The sequence below is a fragment of the Aminiphilus circumscriptus DSM 16581 genome (assembly GCF_000526375.1).
Taxonomy (GTDB): Bacteria; Synergistota; Synergistia; order Synergistales; family Aminiphilaceae; genus Aminiphilus; species Aminiphilus circumscriptus.
In genome coordinates this window covers 586,810-602,521 of sequence record NZ_JAFY01000002.1, presented here as the reverse complement: position 1 = coordinate 602,521, position 15,712 = coordinate 586,810, and the positions used below count along the sequence as shown (strand labels likewise).

At 56.0% G+C, this 15,712-nt stretch carries 11 protein-coding genes; 3 read left to right on the top strand and 8 right to left on the bottom strand.

What is annotated here, in order from left to right:
* Positions 1-65: 65 nt before the first annotated feature.
* From K349_RS17740 to K349_RS19295, 3 genes are read right to left on the bottom strand one after another with little or no spacing between them, the layout of a single operon-like run.
* On the bottom strand, positions 66-2,255 hold the full coding sequence (locus K349_RS17740; RefSeq protein ID WP_026368475.1) for an HD domain-containing phosphohydrolase: 2,190 nt from the start codon (positions 2,253-2,255) through the stop codon (positions 66-68).
* A complete protein-coding gene (locus K349_RS0103485) occupies positions 2,252-3,328 on the bottom strand; it encodes an ABC transporter substrate-binding protein (RefSeq protein ID WP_026368474.1) in 1,077 nt (358 codons plus the stop codon). The genes K349_RS17740 and K349_RS0103485 overlap by 4 nt, the downstream gene beginning before the upstream one ends.
* A gap of 32 nt (positions 3,329-3,360) precedes the next feature.
* Complete coding sequence (locus K349_RS19295) at positions 3,361-4,413, bottom strand: hypothetical protein (protein WP_026368473.1); 1,053 nt, start codon at positions 4,411-4,413, stop codon at positions 3,361-3,363.
* 675 nt (positions 4,414-5,088) lie between these two features.
* Between K349_RS19295 and K349_RS0103470 the strand changes: the two genes are divergently transcribed.
* From K349_RS0103470 to K349_RS19035, 3 genes are all read left to right on the top strand, one after another.
* Positions 5,089-5,559: a hypothetical protein gene (locus K349_RS0103470; protein WP_026368471.1), complete on the top strand. Its 471-nt coding sequence runs from the start codon at positions 5,089-5,091 to the stop codon at positions 5,557-5,559.
* A 291-nt stretch (positions 5,560-5,850) separates the two neighbouring features.
* Complete coding sequence (locus K349_RS0103460) at positions 5,851-6,939, top strand: PP2C family protein-serine/threonine phosphatase (RefSeq protein ID WP_026368469.1); 1,089 nt, start codon at positions 5,851-5,853, stop codon at positions 6,937-6,939.
* Between the two features lie 467 nt (positions 6,940-7,406).
* Complete coding sequence (locus K349_RS19035; protein WP_157367268.1) at positions 7,407-7,559, top strand: helix-turn-helix domain-containing protein; 153 nt, start codon at positions 7,407-7,409, stop codon at positions 7,557-7,559.
* Between the two features lie 671 nt (positions 7,560-8,230).
* Here the strand turns inward: K349_RS19035 and K349_RS0103450 are convergent.
* The 5 genes from K349_RS0103450 to K349_RS0103410 form a co-directional block, all read right to left on the bottom strand.
* The gene (locus K349_RS0103450; RefSeq protein ID WP_026368468.1) at positions 8,231-8,800 is read right to left on the bottom strand and encodes a biotin transporter BioY; all 570 of its coding nucleotides are present in this window, start codon (positions 8,798-8,800) and stop codon (positions 8,231-8,233) included.
* Positions 8,801-10,628: 1,828 nt separating this feature from the next.
* Positions 10,629-11,276 (bottom strand): IMPACT family protein, encoded by a 648-nt coding sequence (locus tag K349_RS0103425; RefSeq protein WP_026368465.1) that lies wholly within the window; start codon positions 11,274-11,276, stop codon positions 10,629-10,631.
* Complete coding sequence (locus tag K349_RS0103420; RefSeq protein ID WP_026368464.1) at positions 11,257-11,754, bottom strand: HIT family protein; 498 nt, start codon at positions 11,752-11,754, stop codon at positions 11,257-11,259. Before K349_RS0103420 ends, K349_RS0103425 begins: the two co-directional genes overlap by 20 nt.
* A 619-nt stretch (positions 11,755-12,373) precedes the next feature.
* Entirely contained in the window at positions 12,374-13,534 is a 1,161-nt protein-coding gene (locus K349_RS0103415) for an IS256 family transposase (protein WP_420834450.1), read from the bottom strand.
* Positions 13,535-13,974: 440 nt separating this feature from the next.
* Entirely contained in the window at positions 13,975-15,651 is a 1,677-nt protein-coding gene (locus K349_RS0103410) for an HAL/PAL/TAL family ammonia-lyase (RefSeq protein WP_026368463.1), read from the bottom strand.
* Positions 15,652-15,712: the final 61 nt, after the last annotated feature.

The following is a 15,712-nucleotide window of genomic DNA, read 5'->3' as shown; positions in this document are numbered from 1 at the left end:
TCTTGCTTACGGATTTCTCGCAACCACGTAACAGCTTTCCCGCCGGCGGCGGGGAAAGGTCCGACCTATTCGCGGGCACTGTCGTAGATGACGGCGAACCGGTCCGAATGCTCCCGGAAGAAATCCAGCAGGCGAGGATGGAAATGTTCGGGGCGCACGCGCTCGTCCCCTTCGAGAATGATGCGGCGCACTGTCTCGTGGGAGAGTTCCGGCTTGTAGGCCCGGGAAGAACGGAGGGCATCGTACACATCCGCCAGAGCCACCACGCACCCCTCCCAGGGAATCTCCATCCCCTTGAGGCCATTGGGATACCCACTGCCATCCCATCGCTCGTGATGGCTGACGCAGATGGTTCTGGCCATGGAGAGCCACCGGGCGTCACCGAGGATCTCCGCCCCGGCCCGGGCGTGCTCCTTCACGATCTCAAACTCCTCCGCGGTGAGGGGACCGGGTTTTGTCAGAAGTTCCCTGGGGATCCGCAACTTTCCCAGATCGTGCACTCTGGCGAGAAAGAACATCTCCTCCTGCTCTTCCGGGCTGCGTCCGAGTACTTCCGCAAGCATCCGGCAATAGGCCCCCATGCGCTGCAGGTGTTCCGCGGTCTCGTCATGGTAGAGCGCGGTGAGTTCCTGGAGTTTTTCCACAAGGTAGTGGTAGGATTCCTTGATCTCCCGTTGAGCCCGCTCCATGTAGAGGAAACCCGCCAGGGCCGACGCCACGGGAACGAGCGTATCGAGAAGTTCACTATCCTTCCCGCGAAAACGGGTGAAGCTCATGGTAAGCCCCCCCACGGGCTCGCCTCCCTGCAGCAGCGGCATGACCACCTCCGAGACGATTCCTTCCACGACAGCCACATATTCCTCGTCCTCCCCCACCCGCTCTATCCATTGGGGCTCTCCCGTCCGCACCGCCCTTCCGACGAGGGATTTCGAGAGCGCCACGGGGATCAAGAGAGGTGCTCTGTCGTATCCCGCCCACGCGACGGGAAAAAGCGTTTCCTCCTCCAGGCGGTCGATGATCACTCCCGAAGCGTGCCCCACCTCAAGAATCGTCTCGGCGATGCGCTTCATCTCGGACACCATGTCTCCGCTCCGACTCACCGTCTGAGCCACCTCGAGTGTTTTGCCCCAAACGCGCTCGCGCTCACGAAGGGCATCGTTCGTCTCCGTCAGGGCAACGTTCATGGCGTGCACTTCCTCGTGAAAGGCGTTGAGCTCTTCCTGCTGCCCCGCGATGACGCCGAAAACCTCCGCAATGGTGTCCAGTACGGAGGCGATTTCCCGGAACGTAACCCGTTCCCGCTGCCGCGCCACGGCCTCGCCGGTACGTTCGATGGCGAGGGCGAGTTCCTCGGATGTCCTCGTTCTCTCGAGCTGCTGCCGTACCTGGCGCAAAAGCCCTTCCAGACGGAGGATCTGGGGGCGGAAATTGTTCCGCCAGAGATGGAGAAAGAAGAGGAGCACTCCTCCCAGAAGAAGGGAGAGCAGAAGAGAGGGGACAAGGGCACGGAACAGCGCTCGGAGCACCGCGGAGAAAGGCAGGATCACCGCCGCAGCGATCCCCTCCACGTCGAGCGGTTCCACCCGAACCCACAGGGACTCGCCGACGGAGGGGAAGGGGACGAAATGCCACCCCTCTTTTCCGAGAAGTTTCCGCTCCAGGATGCCCCGATCCGCCACAATATTGCCCAGGGGGTGCACGCTCTCCCTGGGGGCCCTCCAGATCACCCGGCCGTCGGTGCGGAGAAGCAGGGGGACGAGGCTCGACCCGGTGAGGATGGACAGGTCGTCGAAGTTCGGACGGAGGGCGAGCAGATAGGACGTGTTCCTCCAGAACACCTCCGTGACAAGCAGCAGCTCTCCCCGGGGATCGAGAAGGGGCGAGATCACCCATCCGGAAAACCCATCCCCCCTCCTCGCGGAAAAGAGTTCCTTGGGCAGTTCGATCCCCGGAACGAGCGCTCCCCGGATCACCCGGGTCACCCTGTTTTCTTCCACCACGGCGAGGATTTTAAGATCCGGCAGAAGGTGTTCCGTCTCCCGGGGATTCCCCGACGCGAGCAACGCCACCTGAGCAAGCACCCGCTCTGCGAGACGGCGAAGCTGCAACCGGGTTTCCTCGGCGAGAAGATTTCCCCGCTGAAACAGGTGCTCCGTCTCCATACGAACCGCGGTCACCGCCTGGAATCCGAGGATGACCATTCCCAAAAGCGACATGGAAACCACGAGGTGGAGAAAAAGTCTTCGGAGAGTCATGGAAAGAAGATCCTGTCCCAAACCTGCCAGACACCCCGGCGGAACGTGGCGGGATAGAGCGGCAGATGTGCGTCCCCCGCGGCATCCACCGTAAAGGGGCCGTCCATGCCCTGCACTCGTTCGAGCGACCGAAGACCCTTGATGATACCTTTTCTGTCCGGCCCTCCGAGGCGTACCGCCTCATCCAGCATGGCCAGCGCGGTGAAGGCGGAGCAGACGGCAACGGGCTCCAGCTGCCCCGCATACCGCTCCCGCAGAAACACCGCGAAGGGATGTTCCCGGGAAAGCAGGTCCGGAGGCACCCTCAGCACGGCATGCGCCCCCTCTCCGAAACGCCCCAGGAGCATCGACCCCCGCTCGGTCGTGCCGAGGCTCGCGACCCAGAGCGAGAGACCGGGGAAAAAAAGACGCAACTGTTGCGCCACCATGGCCATTGGGTAATCCACGAGAACCAGAAGCGCTCCGTCGAGACGCTCCTCCTCCCGAAGAAGAGAGAGGAGTTCCTCCCGGGAGAGGAAGTCGCTCACGGTGAACACCCGCAGCGGCGCCTTTCCCAGCTCTTCCCGAAAGCGGGTCAGAAACCGCCCGGAGAAGGTGAAATTCGTCTTGCCCAGAACCGCCACATAGCGACCGGCTCCCTGGTTTCTCGCCATCCCGCCGAGGAACGCCCCTTCCTCTGCGCTGTCCGAACGCGTCCGGAAAAGCAGGTCCCCCTGGCGGGCCAGCACGCCCGAACTCACCGTGGGAGAGATGGCGGCGATGCCTGCATAGTCCAGGTAGGGAAGCAGGGTCTCGGCGAAGGAGGATGTCACTGCGGCGAGGAACACATGAGCCCCTGCGCGGTTCGCGGCCTCCACGAGAAGATGGGGGCGACTTTCCCTGAGCAGCACCGGGCGATACCGCACACCTTTTTTCGAGGCATCCTGGTTGAGGTAGTCCATTCCCCAGAGAAGGGCCTCTTCCATGCGGGAAGCGCCGAAGAGAAGAGATCCTTCCTCTTCGGTGCAGATCGCGACCACGACATCCCTGGTGCGGAGTTCCGGCGCCACCACCGAGAGAAGGATCGCGAGCAAGAGCAGAAGCGCTGCTGCGGCAAGATTCCTTCTCAGGAGGACCGCTCCTTTCCTTCCATACGACGCAGTCGCTGCAAACGGAGAAGGGCACTGATGTCGGGCGGCTCCCCATTTCTGTCCGCCCGAACGTCCTCGGCAGGCCATTCCTGGGGCGTTCCCGGTTTCCGAAGGTGCGCCGGTCTTTGGGGAGAGGCCACAGCCTCGGGCGAGACGCACCGAGCTTCGGAAAACACCTCTTGAAGAGGAATCTCCGAGACGGGAGGGAATTCCTCCTCCGCATGTCGTCCCTCCGCGAGGGAACGCAGCACCTCCCCTACCACCAACGTCTCGGGAAGTCTTTGCAGGGCACGCCGGAGAGAGATAATCTCGCTCGTCTCTTCCTGCCCTGCAAGACACTCCGTGAGAGGACTTCCCCAGAGAAAGGCGAAGCTGTCCCGCACGTTCCGGGACAGGACGAAAAGGCGTTCCTCCCGGCTCATGTTCCGGAGAAATGCGTTGAGCATGTCCTCCGTTTTCTTCGGCAGGGGAGCCCTCCATCCTTCAAGCGCGGCCAGGGCCCAGAGGCGCTGCAGAAGAGAGGGAGTTTGGGTGACGACGGGATGTCCCATCACGGAGGAATTCGCCACGAACTCGGCAAAGGCCTTCGCTTCCTCAAGATGCCTGAACGAGCGCCAGAGAGCGGGCTGAACCAGGATTACCTCCGGCATGGAGAGAATCTCTCGTCGCGCCGCAAGGTAATCCACCACGCGAATTTCCTCCTCGGAGGTCAGGGCGAGAATTTCCGGGGAGGAAAAGAGAGACCTCAGGGGCGTCTTTCGGAGAAGCTGTTCGAGAGGAAGGACGAGCGCCATGACATGGGCCACGGAGACACCGTCCTCGCCGCAGAGAATGAGGATATCGGGATCAGAAAAAAAGACCCCGTGTTCCACCACGAGGAAATGGCAGACGAGACGTCCCGCCGCAGGGAGTTGCAGCATGTTCCGCGGGAGCAGGTCCGCCTCACCCCCCGTTTCCAGATGCAGGAGCGCCGCATCCACCACCTTCAGATACTCGCGTTGCTCGTCACGCCGCATGGCGGAACCCACACGACCGGAGCACTCCCGCAAAAAACATTCCCGAGAGCAATGTCATCGGAGTTCCTTGGGAGAGCATTGCACACGACACGGCCATCGAACTCCTTTCGTCGATCTGTCTCTTGAAAACCTCTCCTCGTCCGTTGTCCGCCGGAAGACGCTTCGGGCGAACCCGCTCTTGCAACAAGGAGCGTACATACAGACTTTCCTGCGGAGGACCCGCAGGCATACACGCACAGGACAACAAAACGGAGGAAAACTCACTTCCTTGAATAGAAATACCTTTAGGGAAACCCTGATCAAGTAGGAATTGCCCTCTCTCGATTTTCGATTGCATCGCGTTTTTCCGCGATCGGCACGGCATTTTTCAGAGGCTCCTTAGGAATCTCTGAATAAGGTTGTGTCAGTCCCGCAGGGCGCCTCGCAGAGCCTGATGCGACCCGAGTCAAGGGAAAGCGAAAGGTCTTTATTCAGAGCTTCCTTTATATTATACAAAAAATCTCTGAAAACGCTGACGCCGATGTCGCCGTTTTTCCGTCGAACCTGTCTTCTCCATCGTCAAATGCGTTTTCGGATTTCCCAAGGTGCGCGTGCAAGGCCTCGCCAAAAAGACCGGTGTCATGTGCGTGTTCTTCGCCCTGTGTACCCTCACCATGGCGAGAGGGTTTCTTCTGTCCACAGGAGGTGGTGTCTCCAAAAATCGCTGCCGGGGTTAAAAGGGCGGAAGATGGAGGAAATCATTCCTTTCCGCTGCCAGAAGTGCGGGAAACGGGTTCTTTGCAGGATATCTTCTCTTTTCATCCCGCCGTGAACATTTTCCGAAACGTTTGTTCAGAACTTCCACAAGATTTTATCTCATTTCCTCTTCGCTTCTCCACACGCAATCTCTCACGTATCCGGCAAACCCAGCCCAGGCTCTGCGCCGAACCGCAAAGAAAGAAAAGGCGACTCACCTGGACACGACAGAAAAGACGGCGCCGCGGACTCCTCTCGGAAGGCAATGCAAAACTTTTTCACCCTCCGGCGGCGCTCTTTCGGGGGGCTGCTCCTTCAAAAATGAGGGAGAAGAAGAGGGAGAAGAAGTTGATCATTGATGACCTTAACAATCCTTTCTTGTGTTTTCCCTCGATTTTTCCATCCGCGGCGAAATATGCATGACGTTTTGAAACACTCTCTTGCCTCTCTCTCCACCACCCTTCCGGAAGGAACATTTTGTCGCAGTCGAAGACACGGCAGCGACCCAACATCTTCTCACGCGCAGAGGAACGGAGCGATACGCTCAAAGTACGATTCGGAGCGCTCCATCCTCCACACGGAAAACGGATCTCCTCCAAAAAGAAAACCTTCCCCACGAGGCGAGGATTGTTTCTCTGTTCGTTCCTTTCGGATAGGATAGGATAGGATAGTAAGGGAAAGGCACACCGCCTCCCTGAAAGGATTGAGAAAACCGTGTCGGATAAACTCGACATCTCGTTACTCTATGTGGAAGACGAGGCACTCATTCGCCTGGACGTAGTGCAGATGCTCCGCAGATTCGTGCGGGAACTGCACACCGCCTCCAACGGCGAGGAAGGGCTTGCCGTTTTTCGAACGGCTCGCCCCGATGCGGTCATGACGGACATCCGCATGCCCGTCATGGACGGCATTTCTCTCGTGGAACACCTTCGCCGGATCGACCGGGAGTGCATCGTCATTGTCGCCACCGCCTACAGTGACACGGAATACTTTCTCCAGCTCATCGGCCTGGGGGTAAACCATTATCTTCTCAAGCCAATTCGGGAGGCACAATGCCTGGAGGTATTGCAAAAAAGTTCCGCGACCATTCGGCTTAAAAAAGAACTGAAGCGTCACCACGAGGCACTCGAAAGAGATCTTCGTGTAGCAGGAGTACTCCAACGCCAACTTCTTCCAGCGGACGACACAGGACAAAAACCCGCCTCGGTGCGCACCTGCTTTTTCCCGATGCAACACGTCAGCGGCGACTTCTTCGACTATCGATGGTCCAAGAACAGGCGTTTCCTCCAGGGATGTCTTCTGGACGTGATGGGACACGGACTCACTGCGGCGCTCCAGGTCTCCGCCCTTCGCCTCCTCTTTCGGCAGAGCTGCGAGCGGAACCTCTCTCCTGAAAAGACCCTCGCCTTTCTGAACAGAGAACTCGTGCCCTGCATGCAGGAAGAATCCTTCGTCGCCGGCATCGTCTTTCTCTTCGATTTTTTCCGAAAAACACTCCACTACGCCGCCGCAGGAGGCGGCCAGTTTCTCGCCATCGCGGCTTCGTTTCGGGGATTCGTTCGCTCCCCAGGCTTTTTCCTCGGTGTCGACCCCGACACGTCCTACGACGAACACTCCATGCCCATTGGCCCGAATGACGCCTTCCTCTTTTTGAGTGACGGATTCCATGAGCTCTTCCCGAAGGAACGATGTCACCCGGACCTCTCACTGGAGGAAGCGGAAACGATTCTTCTTGAACTCGCACGTCCGGGGAATCTTACCGATGATGCCTCAGCGTTGATAATCCACGTGGCCCCCTCCTGATTTCCGGCCAGCTCCTCCTCCGGAGGAGGCATCAGGGGCATGCGGCTTCGGAAATTTCCTCGACAAGGCGACACACACCGTCGCGTGACACCTGAACAGGCGGTACGAAAGGAACACCCCTCCCGGAGACACCCCCCAAAAACGGAGACGAAACACCGAAATTTCACTCCCACGCCTCACCGCTTCCTCTTTTGGAATCTTTGAATAAGGCTGCGTCAGCCCCGCAGGGTGCCTCGCAGAGCCTGATGCAACCCGAGTCAAGGGAAAGCGAAAGGTCTTTATTCAGAGCTTCCCTTGGCTTTTTTGTGAGGCGTTCTTGCTCGGTGGATTTACCACTGACGGATTTACACTTCAAACGCAACAAGGACCAAGGGAGAGCTCCCCCGAGAAAAAAACAAGTAGGTCCATGACAAGTCCTTCGCTAAGATGGAGTCACCATAACAGCCAACTAGCGGGAGAAACCGGCCATGAGCCACCACCATCTTCCCAGAGACGAGCGCGAGATCATCATCGTCATCGGCCTGCGAATCGGAGTATCTCCACAGGTGATCGCTTCCCGGATCGGGCGTTCCAGGAGCGCCATCCGCCGGGAGATTCCGCGCAGGCGGCGGCGCCCGTGACGACAGTGGAGTTCGAGCTCAGGACCGCTCTGGCAAGGTTCGCGAATTCTGTCGAAGGTCTCTGAAACTGTCCGATCCCTTCGTTCTGGAGATCCTGCGCCGGGGAATGAAGAAGCACTGGTCCCCGGCGCAGGTGATTCACCGGGAGCAGCTTTTCCTCTCGGTTCCCACGGTGTACCGTGGAAACCGCCCGAGGCCTTCCGGGAGCGATTCGGCCCAGCCCCCCTGTCGCTGTGGCATGTCTCTCTCGCTGCAACAACGAACGCAACGCCTGCTTTCACCCCTCCGCGCAGAGAGCCCGACGTCCCTCCTCTTTTACTTTTGCGACGCCATGTGTTTCACGTGAAACGATGCTCTTTCTCCGCAGGGCAGCTTTCTTTTCTTTCGGGACAGCCCCGGAGAGAGGAACTCTTTTTTTGATCAGAATAGGTCAATTCCTTTATCCGCTCTTTTTCTGCACGCTTCTGGGCTGAACTCCGAGGAAACCGCCTCTTTCGAGAGAGGCCCCTCCGCGTTCCTCCTCAAGCTTCTTCCTCTTCCTCACCGTTCTACAATCTGACCGGTGGAGCAGAAAGAGAAAAAGGGCGCTCCCTCCGTCATCAAACGGAAGGAACGCCCTTTTTCAGTCCGGACACCTCGATCTCGGAGCTTTTCTGTAAAGAAGGCCCTACCTAGATGTTTCCAGAGAGCGGCGAAAGTTCACGCACTCTCGTTCCCACTCGAATCGCGATCAACGAGACGACGGTCCCTTTCAGGAGATCCGGAACAAGAAAGGGCAGAAGGGCGATTTTCAATGTCGCGAGCATTGAGATCGGCTTTCCGGCGAGATAGTTCAAGTTCAGGAAGACTCCTGCCACGCCAAAAACGTAGATGACCACAAGAGCCACTGCGCTGGCGAGGATGTACCGCCAGGGAGACTCGCTCTTCGTGGGAAGCTCCACAATGCGCCCTCCGATCCAGGCTGCCGCGATGAATCCAACGAGAAAGCCAAAGGTGGGAGAAAAAAGCGTCTGTGGCCCTCCGGAACCTCCGGCAAAAACGGGAAGACCGAGCAGGCCCATAAGAACGTACAGGGTCTGCGCGAGGACGCCTCCCCTCGCTCCCAGAAGGATTCCCGAAAGAAGCACGAAAAACGTCTGGAGAGTCATCGGAACGAGCGGAAATGGAAGAACAATTTGTGCTCCCACAGCCGTCAATCCAGCGAACAGCGAAGCAAGAACCATTGTACGCGTGCGTGCCATCCACAATCGCCCCTCATTGTCAACTTATTTTTTATTTATGGTTGACAATGAGAGTATACGAGAAACCCTTTTTTTGCGCAAGCGAGACTGTTTCATCAAACGCACGCTCTCGGACATCGACGCCCCTTGCGGAAATCCTCACAGAGGCGACGTACACGACATTCTTTCCGAGAACTTCCGGCACGTGGTGCTTTGGACGCGAAAGCGATTGAGGGAAGATTTTCACAGACGAGAGCGTTGAAAAGGCTTGACTTTTTTTGTTCTTTTGACGTCGCATCTTTTCTTCGACGTCGCTTTTCTCCGGGCATTTCAGGCAAGAGATTTGTGCGATCCCCTGCGGAACTTTCGACTCGAGAGAATCGCCCCGCAAAAGACAGGTATTGACGGCTCCCATGTAAAGAGATGTCAAGCGATATCAAAAATTGACCCGTAGGCGACACGAAGAATTGACCCACCCCAGCCGCAAACGAATATGAACCGGACGAAACTGTGCAACTTTTTTCGCCAAACCAGCTTGTCTTCCTGCGCGTCGCATCTTCGTGCCTCCTCCATCCGGTGCTTTTCCCGCAACTGAACGTTCTCTCCCAGGACGGCCAACACCGTGCCGTGGTGGAGGAGACGATCTGGACCAGCCCCCTGCCCGTGGACCATACTCAAAAGAGCGCCACGAAGCACAAACGCTCCCCGAAGAAGCGAAAGAGAAAACCCGTCCTCTTTCAAAGGTCCGTTTCGGAAAGCCCGAACATGTCTTCTCCATCGTCACATGCGTCTTCGGATTTCCCAAAGTCCGCTACAAGCGTCTCGCCAAAAATACCGGTGTCCGTGCACGCGCTCTTGGCTCTGTGCAATCTCACCATGACGAGAGACTTTCTCCTGCCCATGGGGGATCTCCAAAAATCGAAACTGCGCTTAAAAAAAGGCCCGCAAGACCGCAACATTCCTCACTTCTGCCGTTCTGGGTGCGGGAAACAGGTTCTGTGCGGAGGAGTTTCGCCTCTTCGACCCGCTGTGAACATTTTTCGAGAAGCGTGTTCAGGGTCTTCCAAAGATAAAGAAACGTCTCTCTTTCCGTGACACGCCCAGAGGGAAAACGCGTCCTTGCAACAGGAAAGAAATGCTGTACCCTGTACTCGGTCCCCGAGCATCAGAGCAAAAGAGTTCTCCTCTGGCGAAAGCTTCCAAAACACCATCCGACCCACCAAAAGACAGAGCACACGAAAGCGCCTTTTTCCTCCCGGAGAGCAATCGATTCATCTCACTCCCGGAAAAGCATGGCTCATCATGGACAGAGGAAGAGTAGACTTTCGGAAAAATGCCGGAGTGGTCCACATTTCGCTGCTCCTGGCGGTCCGTTTGTGTTTGTTGCAAAAGAGAAAAATGGCCGACGCTGTGAAGTGGAATTTTCTCATTTTGCAGAGGAGAAATCCCAGGAGTCGCACAGAGGTCATTGAAAGCACGACCCGAATCAGAATCCCGTTATCTCTTTGAGGGTTTTTTTCAAACGCCGAAGGAGAAGGAAGGGGAAATACTCGCGATGACCCGGATCAACGAAATCAGAAAAGCCCCTTTTGACGAAGAGGAGTCACCTTGGCGAAGTCTGGAAACGTCTGGAAGACCGCGAGAAAGCACATTGTAAAGGAGGATTTGAACGAGTTCCTCTCGTCCCGACTGAAAAAACTTTCGGAGCCTACAAAAGGTCATCGCACCGGAATTTTCGGCACCCGCTCCATGGGTGTTCTCTATAAAAAAAACACCGAAGGAAAAATCTTTCCTCCGGACTCCCGAACAGCATACAACTACGGGATAACGCTGCGCACACAGGCATTCTTTATGATCGACGCTCCCAGGCGAGAAGCAGTCCCCGCTTCGCATGTCCGTCGAAAAGCGCTTCCACTTCATCCTCCATTGAGCGCGGTACGGCAACGTCAAAGACGATCGAAGCACCGAAATCCGGAAAGAGATCGCTCTCCGTGACACCAAACGGAGCGAGGCGACGCAAAAGAAGCTGGTACCCCTCGTAAGGAACGGTCACGCGAAAAAGGCTGGACAGACGTGATTCCCGCACTCCCGCCAAGGACAGGGCTTCGGTGGTCACGCCGCTGTAAGCATCGATGAGGCCACGAACTCCCAATTTAATGCCGCCGAAATAGCGCGTCACCACAACGACAACATGCGTGAGCCCACTCCGGAGAATGGCACCCAAGATCGGTTTCCCCGCAGATCCCGAAGGTTCTCCCGCATCCGAATAATATTCACGAACGGAGGGATATCCAACCCGATAAGCCCAGCAATTGTGGTTTGCATCCGCATATTGCCTTGAAATGTCTCGAATGTGGTCTCGCGCTTCCTCTTCCGTCGTGGCCCGCCGAACATGACCGAGAAAAAGGGATCGACGAATGGTGCGCGCCACGTCCGATGACGTGGCGGGCTCAAGAAAGCAGTCCTGTTGTTCCACCTTATGCGTCGCTCGGGACATCTTCGTTCCATCCCTCTTTGAGCCTGCCGTACGTGGCTTCCAGTGCTTCGGGGACAACTCGGACGTCGCCGAAGACCGGCATGAAGTTCGTATCCCCGTTCCATCGCGGCACAATATGCAAATGGACATGTCCAGCGACACCCGCTCCCGCGACTTTTCCGACGTTGACCCCCAAATTGAAGCCCTGCGGAGCCATGATCTTGCGTATCACACGCAGCCATTGCCGCACCGTCCGGTGCATTTCAAGCAATTCTTCGTCACGAAGTCCATCGTAATCGGCAACGTGTCGAAAAGGGATGACCATGACATGCCCGGGATTGTACGGATAGATGTTCATGATGGTGAAACAGGTCTCTCCACGATGGAGAATGAATGTGGCGCAATCGTCCCCGCGGGCGGGAAAATCGCAGAAAATACAGTCACTCGGAGGAATCGAACCGATGTAGGACATTCTCCAGGGAGCAAAGATTTTTTTCATGCGTACACCTCCTAGAATAAAGTTGTTTCAATTGGGGAGCAGAAATAGCCCGAAGAGTTGCGATCATAATAGGAGCATGCAGCTTGGAAGTCGCCGGGGGCAGCCTTGGGATGCGAATTTTGTCAAGGAGTCTGGCGCCTCACCTCTTGTGGCATAGGGAATCTCTGAATAAGGCTCCGTCGAAAAGACAACCACAATGCCTCCCCAGAGAATAACACAAGAACGAACGCCTCTACCGCTCCTCACGCTCGAATCCTTTTGAGCACATCTCCGCCACAGATCGGCTTCGCCGCCCGAAAACGTCCTCCCTTTTCGAACGCGAACGAAAGGTTTCACGTGAAACAAAAGCGATGCACTTCATCGGAGCATCGAAGAAGGCGAGCGCAATAGATGCAAGCGCTGTCCTATAGCGCTGCGCTCTCGCTGAAGGCAAGAGAGGAACTTTCTTCCTTGAGAAGTCGTTTCCTAGGCGTATTATACGTTATCAGGGTGTCCATTTCTTTCGCGCACCGAACCCTCTGAGCGTCCGATACGATCGCGCATTCTCTCCTGAAAAAGAGTTGTGTGCGTCAAGTTGTGCAAAAAGGTTTTCATGGTGTTTGGCGGCCGTCTGCGGCGATTAGCCACACTTTTCCAAGAGTGCCTTTTTGTGTTCGATCAACAGGTCCATGTTGAGGTAGCGACTGGACTCCAGCCACGCCTCGTGGGTTTCGACGCACAGTGCCCGTATCAGGCGCTGACATGCATCGGTGTTTGGGAAGATACGGACGACCCGGGTCCTTCTCTTGATCTCTTCGTTGAGCCGTTCCAGCATATTGGTTGACTTCAGATGCTTGTGATGTGCTCTGGGAAGCCGGTAGAAGGTCAGCGTCTCCTCTATGTTCTCCTCCACCCAGTCAACAAGCTTCGGATATTTCCTCTGCCATTTGGTGATCCAGGACGTCAGATCCCGGTGGGCCTCCATAATGTCCCGGCGGTCGTAGATCCAGCGGAGTTCCTGGAGACAATCGTCATCGGCCTTACGGGGCAGATGATCCAGAGCATTCCGCAGAAAATGGACGTAGCAACGCTGCCAAGATGCTTCGAGCAGGGTCTCTCCGATGGCCGAACGAAGTCCTGCGTGGTCGTCGGATACCACGAATTCGACACCGCGCAAACCCCGTAGCTTGAGCCCGAGAAGAAACTCTTTCCAACTGCTTGCCGTTTCACGGGGAGCCAATTCCACCGCCAAGATCTGCCGCTGCCCCTCCCGGTTGATTCCGATGGCGATCTGTACCGCCTGGGAACGGATAACTCCGTTCTCGCGAACTTTCTCGTAGCGGGCATCCAGAATCAAATACGGGTACTCTTCGTCAAGGGGACGGTTCGCAAAACGAGACAGGGCTTCATCGAGACCTTTGTTGATGGCGCTGATGCTGCTCGCGGAAAAACGATGTCCGCACAATTCCTCGGTGATCGCCGTCACTTTGCGCGTGGACACGCCCTGCACATACATTTCCGCCAGAGCCGCCACCAATGCCTTCTCACTGCGCTGATAACGCTCGAACAGTGCCGTGGAGAATTCTCCGTTGCGGTCTCTGGGAATCCGCAGTTCCAGCTTGCCGATTCGCGTGACCAGACTTCGGGTATAGTAGCCTGACCGATAACCCGTACGTTCTGTGTTGCGCTCATGTCGTTCGGCTCCAAGGAGTTCCGTCATTTCCCCGTCAAGGATTTCTTGCAGCACTTCCTTCATCAGGGTCTTCAGGGCGTCCGTTTCGTTCCCGAAAAGGGCTTTCATTCCAGCGAAACGACTGCTATGCTTCTTTCCGGTCATGGTGTATCGCCTCCTAAGGGCTAGGGTTGCTTGTGCGCTGCAGACAACCTACATACACCATGACCTTCTTTTTTTGAATCCCCCTCCGCAAGCACTTTTTGCACACTCTTTAGAGCATAGGAAGCTCTGAATAAAGGCCTTTCGCTTTCCCTTGACCTCAAGTCGCATCAGGCTCTGCGAGGCGCCCTGCGGGGCTGACGCAGCCTTATTCAGAGATTCCCATAATCTGAAAAAGACGGAAGGGCCTTCGCCCGGCTCGCGAAAGGCCCTTCACATAGACCAAAAACATGATGCACAATTCTACAGAAAACACCGGCGTCGTGGTTTTTCATCCAACCAACGATTGCACGGGAGAACACGTGCGCATTTTCGACACGACTCCCCGAGAAGGTGACTTTAACAATTTAATGCATATTTTTTAAAAATTCGATGCCTTCGGCGATATCTTTTGTGAAAGGTCTGTCCTGATCAACGAAGGGAACCACTTTTCTGTAGGCATCATACAATTTTTGAGTTGTTTCCGCCATGAAAAGCTCGTCCTTCATCTGAGATTTCCTGAGATCCACTGCTTGCGTGGAATGCAGAAGCTGAAGCGAAAGAATACCATAAAGATTTTCCGTTATCTGTTCGAGCGAGCGGACCGATATCAACGTACATCCGGCCGTATCCTCGATATTGCCAGCCAGCGCAATGGCTCCGAGTTGAGTCGGAGCGGCAAGCATGCGATTTTCGGTATCCATTTCAACAAGAGGCTTCTGGATGGCTCCAAAGGCATGACCGGGATTCTCCGGATCGGAGAGAAACCTCGTCAGGTTCGTGAATTTCGGGTCTTCAAGGCGGATTGTCTGCATGACAAGGCGGTTTGACATCTGAGCGAGGGCAACGTTCAGACTGTCGAGTTCCCTTACGACGGGGAGAATCTCGAAGTTCGCCGTCGGAAAGATCGCTCCTTCGTCTCCCAGGAAGTAACGAGATGTCTGCGGATCCCTGTCTTTACCCTTTTTCGCATCCCAGATCACCGCCGGATTGTCGTCCGTATGGTTCACTGCGAGAATCAGGGCTGCACGTGCTCGCTTCAGAGCGACCTCCACGTTTCCCAACGTGTACGCCATCGAACGAATGGAAAGAGGATCCTGCATGGCTCGTGTTTCACTCGGTTTATAAAGATACGAACCTTCTAGAGTTTTACGCATCTTTTCCGCCGCTTCCACATATCCCTCAAAGGGGCGTATTTCCGCGACTTCCTTCATGAAGGGCGCCACATTGCCGTTGTACCCCTCCAGGAAAAGACCGAAGGCGGGATAAGAGATTTCAAGGAAATGCCCGGCCTCCGCAACTGCCAACGCGGCCTGCCCGAGAGCAAGGGCGTTGGTGCTCAGGATGGAAAGAAAATCTTTTCCGACGGGAACCAGGGGCTCGATTTGAAGCGCCTTCATGACCTCGAGGGCAGGCATTCTTTCGCCTTTGTACAACACATCCCATTCTCCCACCATCGCGAGTCCGATATGAGAAGAAAGGGTAATATCCGCCTGACCGACGGTTCCCTTTGAGGGAACTAACGGTGTGATGCCCTCATTCAGATATCTCTCATAAATTTTTACGACATACGGCTGCACACCGGGAATCCCCGTCAAAAACTGGTTTAGCCGTGAGAGCATGCCCGCTCTGACTACCTCGACCGGCAAAAAGGAACCCACACCAGCACAATGCGCTCGGAGGGAAATAATATTAAATTTTTTTGACATATTAAGCAGTTCATCTGAAAGGACTTTTTTACCCTCCACGGTCGTAAAAACGGGACGATCCTTGTTCCAGCCCACCCCCACCGTCAGACCGTACACCGGCATCCCCTCAACGGCGGCCTTCATGACTGTATCATAGCTGTGCGATACGTTTTTCATGGCTTCCTCGGACACCGCTACTTTTCTGCCTTCCACCGCGACGCTGACGATGTCCTCAATGGTGAGATTCTTTCCGGTCAGCACCAGAGGCGTTTCTGACGCCGCCACCACTCCTGCGAGTGCAAAAAACACACCAAGACCAACCACGAACGCCAGGAACCCTTTCTGTCTTCGGAACATCGCTCTACCTCCCTCATTTTTCTGCTTACAACGAGAATTCCCGTCTCAAAATCCATCCGGC